Consider the following 21,903-nt stretch of genomic DNA (forward strand, 5'->3'; position numbering starts at 1 on the left):
CTTGGTTGAGGCTTAGCTCATCTCTATAAGCGGCGTAAACCCCACATTAAATACAAACCGCCAATGAGAGACGCCATAAGCCCTGTTGGTATTTCTTGCGGGTAAAGGACCTGTCGCCCCAACCAATCAGCCAACAACATCACCCCTGCCCCCAGTATCGCGGCGCATAACATGTGTTGTGACGCTTTGTTAAAACCAAATAAGCGAGCTAAATGCGGAGCCAACAACCCAACAAAGCTAATCGGACCAACAACCAATGTCGCACTGACCGTGAGACAAGCAACTAAAAGAAGCAGTGTTGCGCGTGAACGATCAACTCGAATTCCAAGCGCTTTAGAGGAAGCGGCACCGACAGGAAGAATATCTAGCCATCTTACGCAGAGAAAACTCAACCCTATAAAGACAAGCGCAGATAAAGACAACGGGAGTAACGTTTCAACCGAGACATAGTAGGTAGACCCTGACAACCAAGCCAATGCTTGATAACTTCTTGGGTCACCAGTGGCTAGAATAAAGCTCTGTATTGCATTCATCAGTGCGGTTATCGCAATACCAGTCAACAAAATACGCTCCGGCTGAAAGCCTGACTTACGGTTTAGCAGCACAATGACTAATACCGTCGCTAATGCACCTACGAGCCCGCCTAGAGAAAGAGTGAAAATTGACGAACCAAACCCAGTAAACATCGCGATGATCAATCCCATCGCTGTCCCTGAACTGATACCGATCACTTCAGGACTTGCCATTGGGTTTCCACTTAGGCGTTGAATCATGGTTCCAGCAATCGCTAACATTGCCCCCGCAATTGCTGCTGCAAATAATCTAGGTGCGCGCCACTCCAAAAAAATCCAATTTTGGCTAGAAAATAAGTTTGCCCACCCTTCATTTTGCACAGCAACCGTGGCAAAAAGAACAACAGAAATTAACGTGCCGATCAACGCCAATGAGATCGCTTTAGGGTTTAGCTTGTAAACATGTTCACGATGTCGAGTTAACACTGTTTGAGTATGGCCCTGCGTCTTTTGTGATAAACGAGGTAACAGCCATAACAGTAACGGAGCGCCCAATGCAGCCGTTGCTGCTCCCGTTGGTATAAAACTCGCCATTAGCCCTGGCAGTTGCTGAATAACCAAATCGGTTAAAGTCAATAACATGGCACCAATCAGCATTGATACCCAAAGCTTATGCTGGATTTTATTGATACCTATCAATCGAGTAATCGCTGGCGCCGCTAACCCGATGAAACCGATGATTCCTACGGCAGAAACCACCCAAGAAGTGATTAACACCGCAAGCCCAAGACAGACAAAACGCAACTTAGCTAACGAGACACCTAAACTCTTGGCACCTTGCTCGGAGAGTTCCAACAGACTTAACGGCTTTGCAATCACAAATGCAACGACCGTAGCAAGTGCGATTCGAGGGGCAAGATACGAGAAATCTCCCCATCCACTCTGAACAAGCGAACCGGCTCCCCATATCATTAACCCATTCAGCTTTTCGGTATTCATCATCAGAATAACCGTACTTAATGATGCAAAGTACAGGTTTATCACTAACCCAGAAACGACGACAACCGTTGGAGATAACGCTCGTCGCCATGACAACAGCATCACCAACCCCATCGATATCACACCGCCGATGAGAGCAACCAAATTAGGCGCGATATCCAACATCCAAGGTGCGAATAGCGTAGCTAACATCAAAGCAAAACTTGAACCGCTCGCCACACCAAGTGTCGTGGGTGAAGCGAGAGGGTTACGCAGCACTTGCTGCATCAATACCCCAGCAACCGCTAATCCAGCACCAGATATAATCGTGGTGAAGACTCGAGGCCACCAGCTAAAGTGAAGTAAAACAGAATCGATAGATTGAAAGTTAGGCTCCCATAAACTGCTTAGAGCCAACGAAAATGAGCTTACTTGGTACAATTGGAAAGCACCAATAGAAAAGGTAAATGCCGAAAGTAACACCACAAAGCTTAAAGGCATCGTTTTCATTGTGTTAACTCCTCGACCTTACTCGCCGTAACTAACTCTGCGAAACGGAGAGCTGAAGGCATAGAACCAAAACTCCAAACGGGTGCGACTTGCATGACCTTTTCACCAGATTGTTGAACAACATATTGCCAAAATGGGTCTTGAGAGAGCTGCTCCGCTCCACCGTAAGGTAATGGCTCTACGATAACAATTTGAGCTTTTATGCCAGCTAACTTGTCGATGCCAACTAGGCTAAAGCCCCAGCTATTCGTCTTTTCATTCCATGCATTACTCAGCCCAATCTTTTCGATAGCCTGAGAGTAAAGACTATTTTGACCAAAAACACGAACGTGCTTTGTATCCATAAACTGAATCATTAGAAGTGGCGGCTGGCCTTTATTTATACGCTGTTTTAATAAAGACAAACGTTTTTCATATTGTTGGATAAGCGCCTCTGCTTCCGCCTCTCTTCCCAGCTCTTCACCAAACCTCCGAGTGAAACTGGTAAGTACCGACCAATCCGTAATCCCGCTTTCATATAAGTCAATGGTGGTAACCGGGGCGATATCAACTAAGCGATGCTTCATTGAGGAGAAGTACGGGGCAATAAAAATACGATCAGGTCTGAGCTCGTAAATGCGCTCTATATTGGGTTGAGTTCTTAACCCTACATCCTTCGTTTGAGGTGGTAACGGTGGCGATTTTACCCAAGCATCGTAATCTTGCCCTTGAGCAACGCCTACAGGTACGACCCCTAACGCCAACATCGTTTCAGTTTGTGTCCAATCAACCGACATCACCCGAGGTGATGCGTCAGCTAGTGCTTGAAAAGAACTGACCAAAAGCGCACTAAGTGAGAGAGCGAAAGAGAAGTGTTTAAGTCGAGTGTTTGTACTGCTCATTATTCCAACCTTTAGCTTGGCATCGCCACCGGATAACCCGCAGGGTGGTCAGAGATCATCATCTCTATCCCATATATGTCCCTCAACTTAGGTTCAGTAAACACCTGTTCAACATTGCCTTGTGCAATCAAATCACCTTGATGTAATGCAACGATGTAGTCGCAAAATCGTGCAGCCAAGTTGATATCGTGTAATACGATAATAACGCCCAAACCCAGTTCTTGACTGAGTTTAGAGATAAGCTTCAACATATCTACTTGATGGCTGATATCTAGCGCAGACAAAGGCTCATCAAGAAGCAAATACTCGGTTTTTTGGGCTAACAGCATAGCTAGCCACACACGTTGACGCTCTCCTCCAGATAACGTGTCCACTAAGCGATCTGCGTATTTTAGTGTGCCTGTCATCGCCATTGCTTCTTCAACAATGTCGTGATCTTTCTTACTCAAACGTCCAAGTAAACCATGCCATGGATAACGACCAAAACCGACTAAATCTCGACCTAAAATACTGTCGGTCACCGGAAGATGCTGAGGCAAGTAGGCAATATGTTGGGCGAATTTTTTCGCTGAGAGATCGTTAATGCTCGTTCCATGCAGAACCACGTCACCAGCTGTGTATTGCTGTTGCTGTGCCAGCAACTTTAACAATGTGGATTTTCCTGAACCATTGTGTCCAACAAGGGCGTATGTTTTTCCGGGTTCAAATGTCACATCAAACGCTTTTAGCAATGACTTGCCTTCAATCTCAAACTGGAGTGCTTTAGCTTCCAACATCCCTACTTCACCTAATAGCCATTTACGAATAACAGTTATTCAAAGCTCTCATTCGTTGATCACGTTTGCCGTTCTTATTCAACAGAACGATTAATAAGGGAGGTTTTATATAACAACAAAGATACAAATGCAAACCGTTGTCATTATCATTACATAAACAAGATCATTGAGAGAATTGCTAAGTGTTAGTGATAATTTGCTCTGCTGAACTTCATTAGTAAATTATAGGCAGGTCAACGAGAGCAGCGGTCTCACACTGCTCTCGAATAAATTTGAACGAATACTGCAGCGTATGAAGAAATGAAAAATGCCGCAGTGAATACATTAATGACGAGCGTCAGCGCCAAACTCTACTTCTTTATAGATATCGGCCAGCGACTTTTTACCTTGTTTGTCTTTGGCTGAACGCTTTTTCTTAGTTTGATAATGGTATTCTTGCTCCTGAAGTGCTTGTTCGTGCTCTTTTGCCGACTCAACAAACTCAGGATTTGCAAGTGCTTGTTGGCGTAAGCGGTTTACTCTTTCAAGGGTTTCCCACAACATACTTCACCTCCAAACTTATTACTGTATATAAAAACAGTATTGTTTAAATATTCCTCCTCGTCAATATTTCAACTTTGTTACTGCTCTTCACATTAACCCCAAGCCTGTATAGTGCTCGGGATATTTGTGGATGATTTGCTTTATATAACCTTGATGCTCTCGCAGAGCATCAACACATTCTCGAGATAACCATCCCTGATATACCCATTTTTCAAGTTCTAACAATGCGTATGGGATGGACCACGCTTGTCTGTACGGATGGTGCGTTGTCATAAAATCAAAGGCATTCGCGACAGCCGTAATTTGCGCGGCGATTGGTATATCATCATTGGTTAAACCATAAGGATAACCAGTGCCATTTAAGTTTTCGTACTGATAAGTAACCATCTGCAAAAACAAAGTCACACTCGGGTGAACCGGATTTCCGATACGGGCAACTATGTCATCCGCTGAATCGATACAACGCTCAATATGTTGAATCAATATCGCCTCTTGTTCTTGAGAGTAATTTGTTCGGCGGCTAGCAATTTCAACTGGCAGCTGACTATCACCGAGCGCATGGAACTGAGCAAAAATACCAATATCTTCGACCATTTCGTCATTCAGGTGATAACGATCCGCTAACTGCGTTGCGATAATTTGACTGTAGTACTTCATGCGTTTGGTATGCGCGTAATACTCAGGTGAATAGCCTGGCATCATACATTGCATTCGGTTCGCTAGCGTTTCTATCGCATTGACTACTTGAGTCTCTGATTCAACCGCAAATTGAATCATTTCGAAATAAGGTTTAAGACTATTCAACGCTTCTAAGCTAAACGCATTGGGCTGAGTGGAATTTAAAAACACAAAACCAGTAAAAGCTTTGTTGTCATAACAAGGAATAGCAGCCGACGACTGATATCCATGTTTGAGTAAAATTTGAACCCGAGGACAGTGATTAATATCATGAAGGTCTTCGACGATACGAGGAACCGCGTTTTTGGAGGCAATATTGAGGTGGTGGAGTTTACGAAATGCTGATTCGTGATGGGCTAAACACCAAGTGTCGAACTCACTTTCTGCAAATGATTTGAGCACATCTTGGTCTGGGTGATATTTTGCAAATGACACCCTATCAATACATGGCAAGTGCGCCTGCATCCTGCCTTTTAGCGTTTGCAGTTGCTCATTAAGCGGTTTTGCAAACGGGTAAAAACTCCGGTGCGCCATACTTCACCTCCACACCCAAGCAGAGAAACAAGAGAAGCTCATTGTGTTGTCAATTCAATGGTATTTTGAGCGGCTTTCTCCACTTAAATTATCGATATACCACAACTTAAGTGTACGAAATAAAAGCACATTTCTACCAATTTTTTCACCGGATATCTTACGGTAATTTGATCCAGATTAAAAAAGCCAACGAGCGAAACTCGTTGGCCTAACAATACAGATTGATTACGATGGATTCAGTAACTAGAGGTTATTCAAAGAACGTTCTAAACAACTAGCCTAGAGCAGGAAGCACACCCAGCGTAATTAACACCTGAGCGAATACGATGCCAGTGCCAGCGATGCCCGTTATCACTAGCGCACCTTGACCACCAGCGACGCGGTACTCCCCAGTAAAATCATCCGATTTACGAACCTTGATCACCATAACCAAAGGCAAAAAGATGGCTAAAATCGCTAAGGCAATCGCTGCATAGCCCAAAGCCATAATAAAGCCTTGAGGATAGAAAAGTGCGAAGCCTAGCGGTGGAGTAAACGTCACTAGTGCCGCAATCAAACGATTAGGCTTATCGTTACTTCCTTTGATGGTATCACCCAAAAATTCGAATAGACCCAAACTCACGCCAAGGAACGATGTCAACAATGCCAAGTCAGCAAACACACCAACAATGCTACCCAAATTTGATTGGTGTACTGTCTGAGATAGTTGACCAATCAGTGCGCTCAACCCTCCGTTCTCAACAAGCGTACTTTGGCTAACCACACCCAACGTCACGATTTGCCAAAAGATATAAATAACGAGTGGAATCGTCGAACCAATAATAACGGCTTTGCGTAAAGAAGAAGTGTCACCGTCTAAGTAATTCACAATTGCAGGTATACTTCCGTGGAAACCAAACGAAGTAAAGATCACCGGAATCGCCGCTACAACAAGGCCTTGTTCGATTGGCATACTTAACAAGTAAGATTCCGTAACGTTTGGAGCAAGAAAAGAAAGCACCGCAACCATCGCAATGAGCTTCATCGCGAACAGTACTCGGTTTACTTTATCGACCGTACCGGTACCCACTGTCACAACTAAAGTCACAATTAAGGTAAAGATTATCGTTGATGTAGGCCCTGAAATATCGAGGTCAAACCATTGTGCAAGGCGGTCTCCGAACTGAGCACCACCGCCAGCGATATACGCTGCACACAACGAGTAGAAAAGGAACAACATCGCAAAACTTGCCACCCACTTGCCTTTTTGACCTAGGATCTGTTTCGCCAAAGTATGAAGTGTAGCACTACTCTCCGCATGTTGATGAAGCTCAAGCATAAGTAAGGCAGTGAAAGCCATCAGAGCCCATAAACCTAGCATGATGATAATTGAAGTTGAAAAACCAATGCCGGCAGAGGCAAGTGGAAGCGCTAGCATACCAGCGCCTATTGTAGTGCCCGCAATAATTAGCGTACTACCGAATACTTTAGAACGACTCATTGTATATTAATCTTTACACTTTATTAGAAATTATCAGTATTAGATCGGGCAACGGCGGACCGAAACCAACACCATATTTGTATTGCCGTCGATATTGTAGGATCTTTAGCAGAAGATCAAGCAAAGTGTAAGGATAAAAAACCACACATGTAAACTATAACTTACACCCTACTGATATTTAACAATAACTGTGTGCATTCTTCCCTGTTCATGAACTTGGGAACAGGGTAATTCCAGTGCGCCTCTTTCAGAATTAAATCAACAAGCGCATCAGCATCTTCACGTTGAATGAGCGCACTGGTTTGCTCAATATCAATAGTTGAAAACAAGGACTCCAGATTCGCCAAAAAATGCTGAGCACTTGCGTTACCTAACTGCCCCTCGGCCGTCAACTCATCGAGCTTTCTTAGTTGAGGCTCAATCTCTGATAATGAAAAGCGCAGCACAGGCAACAAGGCTAATCCGTTTGCCATACCATGAGGTATTCCATATCTCGCACCGAATGTGTGAGCAAAGGCATGAACATAACCCAAACTCGCTTTGGTAAATGCTAAACCCGCGTAATAGGATGCCATAGCCATTTTATGACGAGCTTCGACATCATCCCCTTGCATCACAGCCCTAGGAAGATATTTAAAAATGAGTTTAATAGCGGCAACCGAATAAGCCATCGTTTCTTGAGTAGCGTTTTTCGATACATAGGCCTCAATAGCGTGGGTTAATGCATCAACGCCAGTATCAGCCGTGATCTTAGGAGGTAAACCAATCATTAAATTCGCATCTAAAGCTGCCATTAGTGGCACCAACTTTGGATCCATTAAAGGGGTTTTAATGTGTGAGGAGGGATCTGACACGACCGCAGCGATAGTAACTTCACTTCCGGTTCCAGCCGTTGTTGGAATAGCAAAAAGCGGCGCTGGCATTCGCCATACCTTCAATAGTCCAGCTAATTTTTTTATTGGCCGTTTATTGGTAACTTTCGCAGCGATGACTTTTGCACAATCCATTGCAGAGCCGCCACCCAAAGCTAATATGCCCTCACAATGAAAACGATGATAAGCCTCTAGACCGCTCTCAACCTGATCATAGGTAGGATCGGGCTTAACTTGCGAGAAAACATCTAACTGTAAATCGAGTTGTGCTGCTGCCTCAAGCACCTTATCTACAATACCGACTTGGACTAACCCTTCGTCGGTAACTAACAAAACGCGTTTAAATCCCAGCTCGGTCATCGATTCTAATAGCTCATTCATCGAACCAGGGCCGGAAAACAAGGTTGGTCTCGGCATAGGAAGGATATGGGCTGCAATTTTTAACCCAGCGGTGTAACTCCGGTATAAACGATGCTTCAACATACGAAATCCTTTTCATTTAGAGCTATCATTCTAGCTACTTTTACTACCTATGCTTACTTTGCAATCACACATTTTCAATAAACTTATCTCACTAAAAGGGCTAGCATCACTGGGAAACCGTACCATTTTATTATCTTTCCTCAACGACATGAGCTACAGAGAAAATGTTTTCAACGACGCTCTATTGTCATGTAGTTAACAAGCTGCTTTACCTATTACTCTGTTAGTTACAGAGCGAGCCTCGAAGAAGTCTTCTTATTTTTTGCCTTCAAAAGCAACAATATAAATTCTGTTAATCACACATCAATACCGTGTGTCTCTGGTTGAGCCCGAACACGATTTACAAAAATAAAAATAAGAATGCGTTACATCATGATTTATTGTCGTTTTCAAATAAGTCAACAAGAGCAACAATAATCTTTCAAAACTTATACTTAGTTCAAATATCTGACTCTTAACCATGAGCTTCAGGTGATATTATTATGCAACTAGGATTATTATCCCGCCCATAATCAAAACTATGTCTAAACGCCCACCTTTTTGGGGTCTATTCGCTGTCGTACCCAATTTTTCCTATCACCTTCTGATTTGGGTTTAGCGTGGGCTAATTAGCAATGTCGGTATAAACCATGAATCATTCTTGCCATTCCCATACGGACATGGGCTTTGAAGTCGATCTGAAACAAGCACTTATCTGGGTTGCTCGAGCACTCGACTATGTCGGTGTTGATGATACGCACCATAGCCATCGTGTCGCTTACATCGCTTACCAATGTGCTCGGGTCATGAACTGGGAACCAGAAAAAGCGGAGTTTTGCTACTTCGCAGGGATGATCCACGATTGTGGGGTCTCCGAAACACAAGAACATAAAATGTTACTTGAGGAGTTGGTGCCACAAGATGTAAAAACACATTGCTTAAGAGGATACCGAAGCCTCAAGCAGTGTCGTTTGTTGCGTCAGTTTGCGACACCTGTTCTTTACCACCATACACATTGGAGTGAACTAAAATATCTTGATTTACCGCCTTTTGAAAAAGAGGTCGCTGCCCTACTCTATTTAGCCGATCGTCTCGATTTTATGCGTTCCAAATACGTCATGAACTGCCACTGTGACATTGTCACACTTCATGAAGAACTAATTGCAGAATGCATCATGGCAAACGCTGGAACTTTGTTTAATCCAGACATGGCTAAGGCAATGGTTAAGCTCGTTATGACCGACGCATTTTGGTTCGCGATGGAGTCTGAAAATATAGAAACCATCGGATTAAACTTTAAAAGCATTGATTGGCTTCAAAAACAGCTCACCATCCAAGATATGAATAGTTTGGGCATGTTTATCGCTCGAATTGTTGACGCAAAAAGCCCATTTACTTATCAACATTCGCAAAAAGTGGCGGAGTTATCTCGGTATCTAGCCATCAAGCTTGGGTTCTGTGAGCACGACCAAGAGATGTTATTTATTGCTGGGTTGGTGCATGATATCGGAAAGTTAAAAACACCAGATGAGATTCTTCATAAAGAAGGCTCTCTTAATAAACAAGAGTATACGCGTATTAAACGCCATACAATTGATACTCAGCTCGCATTACACAAAGTGTTTCCCAACGCTAAAATAGCGGAGTGGGCCTCTAATCATCACGAGCGTTTGGACGGTTCTGGCTATCCTTATCATAAAACAGGAGACGAACTCGATGTACCATCACGTATTGTCGCGGTTGCCGATGTTTTTCAAGCTCTGTCTCAGGACCGTCCCTACCGAGGACGAATGGCTCAAGCACAAATCGCCGCGATTATGGGCGAGCAAGTCGCTAAACAAGAACTTTGTTCTGACGTCTATGCAGTGCTAGAGCGAAACATGACCGAGTGTTACGAGCTATCAACTAATGTTTAATCGATAAAGGGCGTATCTACGCCCTATGCTGATTTTGTGCAGGTTGCAAACCAATCATTTTGCAATATCAAGTACATTGTCTCGCACACCATTGATTCTGAACCAACCTGCAATGCTGAACCGCTCAGCATTGGTCGGTAAAACCTCATGCGGGAATTGCTCAGATAAGAATAAAAGTAAGCGTCCCGATTGAGGAGGGATGGTTGCTATCTTATTATCATTTAGATCGTAAACCACCAATTCACCTGCATCCTTTTCCGTCCAAGATTCGTTCATGTAAAAAACGGTTGTCAATCGACGGTTTTCATTGCCCTTAAAACAATCTAGATGCTTTTGGTAGAAATCCCCTTCCTCGTACTTGGCAAAGTGAGCTTCATACTCAAAAAGTCCTAGAAACAAGTGACGGTTCACTTCTTGGCGTATTTCTTCCATCTTATCTAAGTAAGAAGTAACCGCGTGCCCCATATTGGGCGATAACCATTGAATTTTGTCACTTCGAATTGACTCAATACGAGTCACATCGTCATTACGACCAATACGCGCTTTTTTCCAGTTACTTGGAATGCAGTCTCGTAATTGAGCCACTTCTTGTTCAGAAAGAAAATCATCCCAGATGTAGTAGCCATGGGTTGCTAACGCATCGATCATTTTATCCATTATTGTCGTTCACTCATATTAGTTGGGCGGTCTATATAAAAAATCTTCAACCCCACAACAAATGCGATTTTTTGTCGAAACGACAACAAAATAAAAAGAGAGTAAAAATAGGTGATGACGAATATAAAAATGCCGCTCATATGAGCGGCAATATCTTTTATTATTGACGAGCTTCTAATCTGGTTGGATGAACTCGCAACGGACTAAGACGTTTAATAGTCGGGCGTTGTTTGTTTTTTAACTGGATATGACAAAGTTCCAGAATTAAGCCGAATGCCATCGCAAAATACACATAACCTTTGTTGATATGAATTTCGAAGCCTTCTGCCATCAATAAACCACCTAACAAAACGAGGAATAACAAAGCAAGTGTCTTAAAACCAGGGTAACACGACACCAGGTTATTGATTTTTTCTGCTGTCATGACCATCACGATAGCAGAAGAAACAATCGCTGCGACCATAAGTGGGACATCACTTGTCAAACCAACGGCGGTTATCACCGAGTCCATCGAGAATACAGCATCCACGGCAACAATCTGCAACAGAACTACCGCTAAACCAGTACGGGCGTGAGTTGAGTGAGCAGACTCGTTGTGATTTAACCAACTCCACAACTCTTTCAGGCTTTTAGCCAAGAGGAATGCACCACCCGCAATCATGATGACGTCTCTTCCGGTAAACGCATGGTTCGCCAAAGAAAATAGCGGTTGAGTCAGTTGCATGATCCAAGAGATTGAAAACACTAAACCAATACGAGCAATAACAGCAAGACCAATACCAAGGCTTCTTGCCAGCTTACGTTGGTGCAGCGGCAGTCTTTCACATAAGACAGAGATAAAAACGACGTTATCAACGCCTAAGACAACTTCAAGCGCAAACAAAGTGGCGAAAATAGCCCAAGCTTCTGGTTGCATAAAAAGTTCTAGCATGAGCATGTCTCCAATAATAAGAAGACATATGGTGAAGGGTTTTGTCGACTAAAGGGGTCGTCCATTAATTATTTATACCTTTGTTACTGAGGGATCATGAGTAAATCACCAAACAATCAACAAAACAATATCTATTTTAATTAACAAGGAACAAGTTTAATTCGTTTACAAATCAATCAACTCCTCCAAATTGATTAAAATTACATAGAAGCTTTAGAATTGAATAAATGAAAGCATTAAAGTCCAACAAAACTAAGATAAATTTCTAGACTTATAAGCACCATCAATCCTTATGCAACCCATTAAATGCATTGAGCTCAAAGAGAAACAGGCGTGTTTCCGAGATAAACAATAGTAAAAATTTGTTTCATGCTGATATACTGCCAAAAATCATAAGAAACCATGCTATTTATGGACTACATTGCTCTTTCGCGTATAAGCCTTAAACATCTAACTGTTTTACATATGTTGTTAACCACTCACAGCGTCACACTTGCGGCAGAACGCTTGTGTGTAACACCATCGAGCGTCAGTAAAACGCTCGGACAGTTGCGCGAAACGCTAAAGGATGACCTTTTTTACCGTGATGGCACTCGCTTAGTGCCGACAGCATTTGCGCTGCATATAGGCCCATCAATCCATGGCATACTCTCCAGTATGAATGGATTATTACATCAAGGCTCTTTTAATCCGGCTTACTATCAAGGTAGTTTTTCATTAGCAATGCGTGAAAGTTCATTTGAGCTCTTTGCGCCAGTTCTACAGCACTTGTCCCAACAACTGAGCAACCACGCGCACTTGAATGTCCATGCGAAAGAGGAAATGAGCTTCGATGCATTAGCAAGAGGTCAAGTGGATTTTTTGTTGCTTCCTCACGATCTCAGCCAACCACCCACACAAAATAAAGACTTGGTCTGGAAAACCATTTTGAAAGACGAAATGGTTTGCTTAATGAGAGCATCGAACCCACTCGCTGAGCAACCCTTATCTGTTGAAAGTTACCTTTGTGCAAGACACATCGGTATTCATGATAAAGATCTGTCACAACCTTATTTTGAGCAAAATCTCACCCAAAGGCATTCAAAGCGAAACTTGGCCATGCGTGTAGCCGACTTTGGTTCAGCTGCGGTGATGTGTCAGCACTCGGATTACTTGTTCACATGCTCCAAGCTTTGGGCAAGAGCGGCAATGCAAGCAAAAGGTTTGGTTGAACAAGCTCTTCCATTCGATTACGGACAGGTAGCCTACAGCCTCGTTTGGAACAAAGCGAGCTTAAACGATCCCGCTTTAAAATGGTTGCAGCAACAATTACTCGACGCCTGCGCCATGTTAGATGCCTGTGATGCGTAAGCATAGATAAACAACGGTACTACGTGAGTACTGTCGGCACTGTGACAGGGTTACTCACGTAGCATCGAAGCTCTGATTTTAAGCGTTCGATATCATGATGAGAGCACATATCCCAAGTTAACGCCTCCCCCACTACTCCGTGATGCTGAAAGGCATTTAAACGTATAAGCACCGATTCAGGAAGAGTACTCAAGTAACGTCCAATTGCTACGATTTCTATATCTAAATCACTTTTTTGGGGAATATGCAGTAAGCGGACCTCGTACAATTTTTCGTGTTCAACTAGGTATTGAAGGGTTTTAAATACACGATGATTATCACGCCCAGTTAGCCACTGATGCGTCTCCGTCTGCCACGCTTTCAAATCGATCATTGCGCCATCCAGAAAAGGTAGAATACGCTGCCAACCAGCAACCGCTAAAGAACCGTTACTGTCGATGAAACAAGAGAGGTGCCGTAATTCAGGATCTTGTTTTATCCCTTTAAACAGCTCAATAATGAAAGGAAGTTGTAAGGTAGATTCCCCACCGGATACAGTAACACCACTGATGAAAAAGCGATGTTTGCGTATCAAATCGAGCATTGTTACTACAGAGTAGTCAGTAATTTTTGGATTAGATTGGTTCTGACATATCTCTATACAATGATCGCAGTGGGTGCACTCCTCTTTAAGCCAAACAACGTTGTTGTTTTCGTCGAACTTCAATGCGCCTGCTGAACATTCACTCACACACTCACCACAATGATTACAATGGTTTATCGTGTGAGGATTGTGGCAGTTCAAACACTGATAGTTACAACCCTGTAGAAAGATGACTAGACGATTTCCTGGCCCATCAACACAAGAGAAAGGAAGGATACGAGTGACTTTTGCCAAAAGGCTTCCACTTCGTCTAGACATCTTGTTCTTTCCTAAACCGAACTTATGCCTGCGTGTAAGTCGGTGTTACTTCATGACTCACCACACGTGGCGAGCGTTCTAAAATTTTGGTATTTTTTGCTGCTTCTGCACCTAGAAACGTCGTGTTGGTTCTCGAACCTTCTTTATCATATTTCGCGACATCTGAAAGTTTGGTCATGTAGCCTGTCACGCGAATTAAGTCATTTGAAGTGACATTCGCGGTAAACTCACGATAACCAGCATTTAGTGCCCCTTTACATAAATTGAACATCGCTTCTGGGTTAGATTTCACCGTTTCATCAATCGTCAAAATATCGCTGATACCCGCACGATAATACTGATGATGCTTCGCCGTTGCTTGTACATAAGTGACAGGGTCTGGCTCTGCACCATAAGGCAGACGTACACCTGGCGTAACATCATGATCTAAGCTAATGCCGCCTTGTGCATGTAAGAGCGCTTTGCCATCTAAACCATATTTCACCGGGGTTGAGTCCACCAGTTTAGCCAGTGTTGCTGAAACATCATGAGCAAAAGTATTTGCTCGATCATTTTTTCCGTATCGCCCTATTTGCCCTTCTTTTTCAAATAGAAGGTTTACCGCTTCGGCCATGCCGTAAACGCCATACATTGGCGCGAAATAGGACTCTTTTATCAACCCTTCTTGCGTCAAAAAGCCTTGAAAGAAGTTCGATTTTTCATGCAAGTGCGTGCTTCTTGCGTTTATGAGCTCGACCATTAATCGATGGTAAGAAGGCAACGCACTGTTTAAGAAGTCGTTACAGTCTGATGCTCGTTTTGCAACTTCTTTTAAATTCATTCGCACCAATGTGTTCGAGCCACCTGCTAATGGAAGCGAGTTGTAGCAACTTACAATACCAAAGCGTGAGCCGTTGTAGGCTTTCGCGTGCATTGGGTAATTGGCAATATGCGGTTTACTGCATTCACAAATGTTCTGTGTCGCTTGACGAAGTAAATCATCAGGTGTAACTGTCTCGTCGTACATAAAGGTGAGATTCGGTGCGATCTGCTTGAGCTCCGCATCTACTTTTAAAACAGTGCGACAAATAATGTTGTCTGTCGGTCCGACATTCACATGCATAAACGCATCTGGCAATGTGCGATCCAGCATGACCCAAAAATGTTTTAACTTTTTGTAAATCTGGCTCTCTGTTAGGTCGCCTATGTAAGGCAACAAGACATCATCTAACTGACCTAAGTAAACCGGAATGTTCGTTACCGAAGGAACATGATGGTAAATGATGGTAAGCATGTTAAACGCATCATCGAAATCATCAGCCGGAGACAACTCTAAATAGTCTGAGCCTTGCGATAGAAATTTAGCGTAATCAGGCAACACGTAGCGAGGTTTAAACGGTGCATGACCTTCAAACATATCGCAGATGATGCCTTCATCCATTGCTTGTCTCAGTGATGGAGATACGGTCATGTAAGGAATGCACGCTTCCGCCTCTAAAGCTAAAAAACTCGACTTCTGTTTTGGAGAAAGACAGACGTCGGTCGCGATATCTAGAAAACGTTGTTGTAGTTTAGAAAGGCTTGTCATCTAAGATATTCCTACAAAGTAACCACAAGCCCACAAGACAAAATACGAGCTCTACCCCTAAAGAGTAACGTGATTTTACTCCTGCTTGGCTGTTGCCACTAATGAAAATAAACAAAACGTCTATTTCCATTCTGGAAATAAGACAAAGCTAAATTAGCGCATCCCAACTTACTATATGGGAAAAACCTAGCTGCGTACCGAAGTCTGTCTTATTTATCGGTTTGCCGTCGACAACATCACGCCAGCACCAATAAATACTCCACCAGTCAAACGATTGAACAACTTCGCTCTTCCAGCGACAAACAACCAATCGGAGGCTTTTACTCCTAACAAGGCATAAAATGTTAGCCAGCTCAGCTCAAAAACCACAAATGTAGACGCGAAAATCGCGTATTGAGACAGTAGCGGTGCGGAAGGTTCTATGAATTGAGGAAACAAAGCGGTGAAAAAGACTATCGCTTTGGGATTACTAGCGCCAACAATGAAACCACTAGTGAACGCGCTAAACGCTGTCGCGGAACTTTGAGTCGTAGCCGTTTTATTAAAATCTGTCTGAGATGAGCGCAACGCTTGAATACCTAACCAGATTAAATAAGCGGCGCCACACCATTTGATAATATTAAAAACTAACTCAGATGAAGCAATGACAACTCCCAGCCCGGTAAATGAGAGCGTAAGGATGATCGTAATCGCAGACAAACTGCCAAGCGCAGTCATGAAAGCAATACGAAACCCACTACTCACTCCTTTACTTAAACACAACAGTGAGCTTGGTCCTGGTGAAGCTGTGAGCACGAGAATAGCAAGAGTGTAAAAAATCCATGTATCTATTTGCATTGGCATCCCTTCCAGCAAAATGAGGTTTATAGCCCATTGTGTATAGAACTATTTTATCGCCCGGTTTCTATCCATGAAGCCGAGGTCTTAATAACCATCTTGCATCTAAATAACTTAGAAAAAATTAATAGATAGTTATGCAAATAAAATACGATCTACATGCAAGGATGTAAAGCCTGTTGTATAAGCTTATCTATTTCTCTTAATCATAAAAAGGCTTAGGATCGATCTCTAACGATGAAGGCGCGATCGCTCTTTCAATTTTGTACGCACTCGTTTTTAAATCCACCATCGTGACATCAATGTATCGTTTATACTTGCGGGAGTAGAAACATTTCACTTCTGGCTTTAATGCTTGAGATTCATTTGAAGACCAAACAATACCAACACGCCCATCGTTCAACTCGACAATGGAGCCGACGGGGTACATCCCAATGCAATTAATGAATTTGTAAACTAAGTCGGCGTCTAAATGAAATGGCGTTAGACTCAACAAGATTTTAAACGCTTCCGCAGAACTCATGCCTTTTTTGTAACAGCGATCAGCCGTTAGCGCATCGTAGATATCTACAATACAGCTCATACGGCCGTGAATTGGAATCTCCTCCCCCTTCAAGCCTCTAGGATAACCATTGCCATCTAACTTCTCGTGGTGCATCAAACAAACATCACGGCTTACGTCACTAAGTCCTTTTACGTGAAGGATTATCTCACCTGCGAACACTTGATGTAGCTTCATATGTTCAAATTCTTCAGGCGTTAGCTTCGCTGGCTTGTGCAAGATCTTATCATCGACTTTAATTTTACCTACATCATGAATAATGCCACCTACAGCAAGCTGTTTTAGCGTTGGCTTATCCAAGCCCAAGTACTTACCGAATGACACTAAAAGACAAGCTACATTGACGGAGTGTTCCAATAAGTAAGAGTCTTTTTTTCGGAGCGCAGAGACACACTGCAACGCATCTGAGTCAATCAAAACACTTTCAATGACATCGTCAGCCCAAGCTTCTACTTCATCAACTTCAATGATTTTTCCTTCAAAAGTTTGATTCAATAGTTTCTGCGCCAAATCTTTTGCTTCGGCGATCAGCTTTTTGGCTCGCTTGTGTTGGATGTCTCTCGAACGATAAGCTCGTTGACCCCTCTTAAAATCGGAGTGTTTCTGCTCTCGCGTCTCTTTAGTGGCATCAGTTGATTCATCTACAGGCTTGAAGACACACTGCTGCGAAGATAATGTTTGATCTACCCAAACATACTTTACGCCACTTGTAGCAAGCTTCTTAATGCCTTCAGGGCTAGATATCCGCCCTGCATTGGCTAAATTGACGCGCTTGTTGTGCTCTATCGCGGTAACAAACATACCAACGCCGATATCAGCGAGCGCAATTTTGATTGAATTTTTCGGATCGTACTGCATATAAAGAAGGCTTACTCGATATTAACGTCCGCATTATAAGAGATTTGATTACTTGGCGTGATAATAAATTTGAATTGATTACAATTAATGAGCATCCTATCAATTAATAATCGGTCGCGCTCATTAAGTCCTTTTTGTTATTATGGTTTTATCCAAGATAACATATATACAAATGACGTTAGAAAACAACACATTGATACCGACACAACTGAAAATAACTTTAGGATAATTATTCATAAATATTTATAGATTGCGGACGGCATCAATAACTGTATTTTATAAATGATTTTTACTGTTGACTATTTTTTATAAATGTCGATGATTAGCCGCCTAATCTTAGTATGTTATTAACCTAGTAGCGCATAAAATGATAGCCAAACAATTTGAACTGACACTTTTGTGATTGTAATGTACGCCAGCAGATCAACTCTATGTTATCAACCCCAACACTCATCTCTGATGCTAAAAGGCTCGAGGAGGAAATATCTTGACCACCATATTTGACCAACAAGTCTCAGATAGTGACCGAGAGTTCCTAAAAATCGTCGAAGAACGATTCATTCATATCTTCGATGTATTTAACGAAGGCCTCTTTTACATGGATGAGTTTGGCACCATGGTATTTTATAACAAGGGCTTTTATGAGCAGCTTGGTATCAACGCTGGTCGAATCAGCTTAGAGCAATGGTTAGACCTTGTTCACCCTCTCGATCGAGAAAGACTCTCCACTCGGGTCGATGCTCACATCATTACCAACAACACGAGGGTCACAACGACCTACCGCGTGCGTAAACCCAATGGACAGTACGTCTGGATTGAAGGCGTAGCCATGACCAAAGAAACAGAACATGGTCATTATATGGTTGGTAGCCACCGTGATATTTCTGAACGCAAGCTGATGGAAAGCTACATTCATCAAGTCGCATTTCATGACAATGCGTCAGGTATGGCTAATCGCGCCCATCTCTTGCTGGATATTGAAGATAGTGTGCGAGCCACCGATTCTTGTGCATCTATCTGTTACATTCAGATAGAAGAGATTAAATCTTACTTAAATCAATATGGCAGCGAGTTGGTCGATGGGTTAGTGGAAAAATTGCTACAAACTCTCAGTCACCTACCTTCTCCAAATAGTTCTGTATATCGCGTACATGATGATGACTTTGCGATTTTGATTCACGATGAATGCTCGGTAGAAACGCTGCAAAGTTATGCCGAAAGTTTAAAGGAAACCTACCACGAGGCAGTGATTGAAGAGGGCCAATACTTAGGAAGTAACATTAGTATTGGTTTGTATCCTTGCATAGATCCAAGTCACTCAGCAGAGGAAATATTACGTAAAGCAGCACGAACTTGTCAGTACGCAAGCGAGCAGAATAAAGACCGTGTTGCGGTTTACAGTGAGAAAACTCAGCATGCCGTAGACCGTTATTTCTTTATTGAACAAGGTCTAAAAAGTGCACTAGAAAAACAGACATTAAGCGTTAAGTTTCAGCCAATTATTGACGCCAAAAGCTCAAAAGTGGTGAGCTTCGAATCTCTGGTTCGCTGGCGTAGCAAAGAGTTTGGCGAAATTTACCCAGACGAATTCATCCCCGTCGCAGAGAACAAAGGTTTGATTGTCGAGCTCGGATATCAAGTCTTTGCCAAAGCGTGTGAATTTATCAAAAACTACCGTGAGCGTTACCAAAACCAAGTTCGCGTCAACGTGAATGTTTCTGTACTTCAGTTAATGAACAGTGAATTCCCTGCGCGAATTAAAGCCATGGCGGATGAGGTTGGTGTCGATCCTGAGTCTATTGTGTTGGAACTAACAGAAACGTTTATTTTGGATAATAATCAGACAGCCATTGCCCCTCTGAATACCCTCAGGGAACTAGGATTTGCACTCTCTCTGGATGACTTTGGATCTGGTTACAGTTCATTAAATAGCTTCTTCGACCTCCCGATGACACAAATCAAAATTGATAGGTCGATGGCGTGGAAAACACTAACCAACCGCTCTTCACAAGAATATCTGAAGTTTCTTATCACTATGTGCCAGGAAAATAATATTGAAGTAGTGATTGAGGGAATTGAAGACGCCAAAATGTGTGAATTTTTTACCGAAATGGGCGTCGATTATCTGCAAGGTTATTGGTTCTCTAAGCCACTTTCTGTTGCCAGTGCAAGCCGCTATTCGTTGAGTTAAGCATACTAGAGCAATATTCCGCACGGCCACGTTAAACATGCTGAACTATTCACTATAGATTTCAGACACTAACTGGCCGTGACGAAAACAAGCTTAATGTCCCCCGATTAACGTAGACGTTCAAACACCACACTCTGATCTAAATGTTCGTGATACTGAGTGTAATCTAAGCCCACATCAAAGATATATTGGGTCACCAGGTTTCTAACGCACTCTATTAATTGGCTTGCTTGCCATGGTTTTTCAAAGTAGCGGTCAATGCCTGCGGAGTTGATCGCATTAATCGTATCGGTGTGCGTCGCTTGCCCGGTAAGAAGCACTTTCCTCGTAAAGCCAAAACGACCGTCCTTTGATACATCGGTCAGCAGCTCTACTCCCGTTTTACCTGGCATCACATGATCGGAAATAATCAATGCGATCATCTCGCCTTCTGCATCAAATTCATCCATCAGTTCTAGAGCCTCACCTGCTGATTCGCAGTCTTCGACATTCAACCACTGATTTAACGGCTCTAAATCTTGTAGAACCGCGCTTAGTACCTCTCGTTGGTCATCAACGCAAATTACATTAAGCTTCTCCATGTTCACCCTCTACTGGTAACTTGATTCTAAAAATCGTTTTTTCACTGTCGCTCTTTACTACAATAGAACCGTTATATCCGGCGATAATGCGCTTCACAATCGACAGACCTAACCCTAAACCAAACGACAATCCCCCCTTTTTAGTGGTGAAGTTTGGCCGGAAAATTTTTCTACGTGTCGCTTCATCAATTTCTGGTCCGTTGTTAGCAATCGTGACCAAAATTTTACCCTTACTCTCCCGAGTATGTATTTCGATACCGGGTTTCTCCGTTTCACCAAGTGCATCGCACGCATTCTTTAATATATTTACCCAAACTTGGACGAGTTCGGTTTGAGAACCAATAAAAGCAGGTAAATCCGCAGGGCTAAAACGAACACTCACTCGTCTTAAGTCACTTTGCAATAGAGCCAAGGCGCGATTGATTGAATCATTGATGTTAATCGCTTCATCCAAGTCGATATCCGTGCGCCCCAATTGTTTTACGGATCGTACAATGCCAACGGTATGTTTAGAGGCAATGCGTAAGTCATGGAGATCTCGTCCCATTTGCCAGAAACGTATCGCTTCTTCTGGTCTTTTTAGCCAATGTTCCGAAAGGAAATTATTTGGAACGGCACGTGCAAGATCACGAGCAACCTCCTTGGTTAAACCGTAGTATTTTTCGAAGTGGCGCCCCCGCTTTCTCGCTTCGCTAGAAGAGACTTTCTGCCCTTGCATTAAACCAAAATCAAAAAATTGACTCGCTTCCGGATGAACTTCTTCAAGCAGTTCCATGATAACTGTCTCTAGCCGTTCTGATTTACTGCTTACAACGCCTATCGCATTGTTCAACTCATGAGCAATACCCGCTGCAAGCTGCCCCAACGTTGTCATTTGCTCTGCGGTATGAAGCTTTTGTAGTGCTTTTTCTTTAGCCAATGCCTCTTGCATTGCGCGCCGTTGACGACGAGATAATTCGTTAACCATCACAGGCATAAATTGTGTCGTCAATGGTCCGTATGTCGCCTCTTCCACGGCAGGCGTATCACGCTGTATCCAAGCCAATTCAACATCTGTTTGAGCAATCACTGCCGAAGAGGCAGTCCACGTACCAGAAAAGAAACTATGTACGCCAATAAACGCACCTTGAGACGCAGAAAATACCTGAATCGGTTTCTTGTCATCTTCCGCGTAATAGCCCGCAAGTTCTCCCGACAGCACATAGTACAAGCGATCGTTGTAGCCAGCTTGCTCAATAAGCACCGACCCGGATAGAACCGTTAATCGGCGTTCAAGGTGATTAAAGTAGCGTTGTACTAACGCGTCTAACTTCGTTTCGTACATGG

Annotated in this window: 18 protein-coding genes; 3 read left to right on the plus strand and 15 right to left on the minus strand. The window is 42.9% G+C overall.

Features of this window, described 5'->3' with window-relative positions; genetic code table 11:
- Nucleotides 1–23 precede the first annotated feature (23 nt).
- The 7 genes from fhuB to R7M92_RS09935 all read right to left on the minus strand — a co-directional run bounded on the left by fhuB (nt 24) and on the right by R7M92_RS09935 (nt 8,247).
- Nucleotides 24–2,000, minus strand: coding sequence for a Fe(3+)-hydroxamate ABC transporter permease FhuB (fhuB, locus tag R7M92_RS09905; RefSeq protein ID WP_258481134.1), 1,977 nt, complete (start codon nt 1,998–2,000; stop codon nt 24–26).
- Nucleotides 1,997–2,881 carry an iron-siderophore ABC transporter substrate-binding protein gene (locus R7M92_RS09910; RefSeq protein ID WP_005377718.1) on the minus strand — a complete coding sequence of 295 codons (885 nt, stop codon included), beginning with the start codon at nt 2,879–2,881 and terminating at the stop codon, nt 1,997–1,999. Before R7M92_RS09910 ends, fhuB begins: the two co-directional genes overlap by 4 nt.
- Nucleotides 2,882–2,892: 11 nt before the next feature.
- Nucleotides 2,893–3,657 (minus strand): ABC transporter ATP-binding protein, encoded by a 765-nt coding sequence (locus R7M92_RS09915; RefSeq protein ID WP_005389081.1) that lies wholly within the window; start codon nt 3,655–3,657, stop codon nt 2,893–2,895.
- Nucleotides 3,658–3,981: 324 nt separating this feature from the next.
- Nucleotides 3,982–4,200 carry a hypothetical protein gene (locus R7M92_RS09920; protein ID WP_005377723.1) on the minus strand — a complete coding sequence of 73 codons (219 nt, stop codon included), beginning with the start codon at nt 4,198–4,200 and terminating at the stop codon, nt 3,982–3,984.
- 87 nt (nt 4,201–4,287) lie between these two features.
- Nucleotides 4,288–5,412 carry an HD-GYP domain-containing protein gene (locus tag R7M92_RS09925; RefSeq protein ID WP_318133277.1) on the minus strand — a complete coding sequence of 375 codons (1,125 nt, stop codon included), beginning with the start codon at nt 5,410–5,412 and terminating at the stop codon, nt 4,288–4,290.
- A gap of 274 nt (nt 5,413–5,686) precedes the next feature.
- The gene (locus tag R7M92_RS09930) at nt 5,687–6,892 is read right to left on the minus strand and encodes an aromatic amino acid transport family protein (RefSeq protein WP_033905238.1); all 1,206 of its coding nucleotides are present in this window, start codon (nt 6,890–6,892) and stop codon (nt 5,687–5,689) included.
- Between the two features lie 161 nt (nt 6,893–7,053).
- Nucleotides 7,054–8,247 carry an iron-containing alcohol dehydrogenase gene (locus R7M92_RS09935; protein WP_318133279.1) on the minus strand — a complete coding sequence of 398 codons (1,194 nt, stop codon included), beginning with the start codon at nt 8,245–8,247 and terminating at the stop codon, nt 7,054–7,056.
- Nucleotides 8,248–8,876: 629 nt separating this feature from the next.
- Between R7M92_RS09935 and R7M92_RS09940 the strand changes: the two genes are divergently transcribed.
- A complete protein-coding gene (locus R7M92_RS09940; RefSeq protein WP_025766702.1) occupies nt 8,877–10,142 on the plus strand; it encodes an HD domain-containing phosphohydrolase in 1,266 nt (421 codons plus the stop codon).
- A gap of 54 nt (nt 10,143–10,196) precedes the next feature.
- Here the strand turns inward: R7M92_RS09940 and R7M92_RS09945 are convergent, their stop codons facing one another.
- Both R7M92_RS09945 and R7M92_RS09950 read right to left on the minus strand, forming a co-directional pair.
- Nucleotides 10,197–10,799: a 2OG-Fe(II) oxygenase gene (locus tag R7M92_RS09945; RefSeq protein WP_005377733.1), complete on the minus strand. Its 603-nt coding sequence runs from the start codon at nt 10,797–10,799 to the stop codon at nt 10,197–10,199.
- Between the two features lie 160 nt (nt 10,800–10,959).
- The gene (locus R7M92_RS09950) at nt 10,960–11,730 is read right to left on the minus strand and encodes a TerC family protein (RefSeq protein WP_053350578.1); all 771 of its coding nucleotides are present in this window, start codon (nt 11,728–11,730) and stop codon (nt 10,960–10,962) included.
- Between the two features lie 411 nt (nt 11,731–12,141).
- Between R7M92_RS09950 and R7M92_RS09955 the strand changes: the two genes are divergently transcribed.
- Complete coding sequence (locus tag R7M92_RS09955; RefSeq protein WP_005377737.1) at nt 12,142–13,080, plus strand: LysR family transcriptional regulator; 939 nt, start codon at nt 12,142–12,144, stop codon at nt 13,078–13,080.
- A 19-nt stretch (nt 13,081–13,099) separates the two neighbouring features.
- On the opposite strand, the gene R7M92_RS09960 is transcribed toward R7M92_RS09955, so the two are convergent.
- The 4 genes from R7M92_RS09960 to R7M92_RS09975 all read right to left on the minus strand — a co-directional run bounded on the left by R7M92_RS09960 (nt 13,100) and on the right by R7M92_RS09975 (nt 17,805).
- A complete protein-coding gene (locus tag R7M92_RS09960; protein WP_318129962.1) occupies nt 13,100–13,981 on the minus strand; it encodes a YjjW family glycine radical enzyme activase in 882 nt (293 codons plus the stop codon).
- Nucleotides 13,982–14,003: 22 nt separating this feature from the next.
- Nucleotides 14,004–15,548 carry a YjjI family glycine radical enzyme gene (locus R7M92_RS09965; RefSeq protein WP_318133280.1) on the minus strand — a complete coding sequence of 515 codons (1,545 nt, stop codon included), beginning with the start codon at nt 15,546–15,548 and terminating at the stop codon, nt 14,004–14,006.
- A gap of 213 nt (nt 15,549–15,761) precedes the next feature.
- Nucleotides 15,762–16,385, minus strand: coding sequence for a LysE family translocator (locus R7M92_RS09970; protein WP_025766704.1), 624 nt, complete (start codon nt 16,383–16,385; stop codon nt 15,762–15,764).
- Between the two features lie 202 nt (nt 16,386–16,587).
- Nucleotides 16,588–17,805 (minus strand): HD-GYP domain-containing protein, encoded by a 1,218-nt coding sequence (locus R7M92_RS09975; protein ID WP_065274495.1) that lies wholly within the window; start codon nt 17,803–17,805, stop codon nt 16,588–16,590.
- Nucleotides 17,806–18,292: 487 nt separating this feature from the next.
- Between R7M92_RS09975 and R7M92_RS09980 the strand changes: the two genes are divergently transcribed.
- Nucleotides 18,293–19,996 (plus strand): putative bifunctional diguanylate cyclase/phosphodiesterase, encoded by a 1,704-nt coding sequence (locus R7M92_RS09980; protein WP_005377743.1) that lies wholly within the window; start codon nt 18,293–18,295, stop codon nt 19,994–19,996.
- 107 nt (nt 19,997–20,103) lie between these two features.
- Here the strand turns inward: R7M92_RS09980 and R7M92_RS09985 are convergent, their stop codons facing one another.
- Together R7M92_RS09985 and R7M92_RS09990 are read right to left on the minus strand one after the other, a co-directional pair.
- Complete coding sequence (locus R7M92_RS09985; RefSeq protein ID WP_005377744.1) at nt 20,104–20,577, minus strand: response regulator; 474 nt, start codon at nt 20,575–20,577, stop codon at nt 20,104–20,106.
- Nucleotides 20,564–21,901 carry an ATP-binding protein gene (locus tag R7M92_RS09990; RefSeq protein WP_318133282.1) on the minus strand — a complete coding sequence of 446 codons (1,338 nt, stop codon included), beginning with the start codon at nt 21,899–21,901 and terminating at the stop codon, nt 20,564–20,566. The genes R7M92_RS09985 and R7M92_RS09990 overlap by 14 nt, the downstream gene beginning before the upstream one ends.
- Between the last annotated feature and the right edge of the window lie 2 nt (nt 21,902–21,903).

The organism is Vibrio sp. Vb2880 (assembly GCF_033337975.1).
Lineage (GTDB): Bacteria > Pseudomonadota > Gammaproteobacteria > Enterobacterales > Vibrionaceae > Vibrio > Vibrio alginolyticus.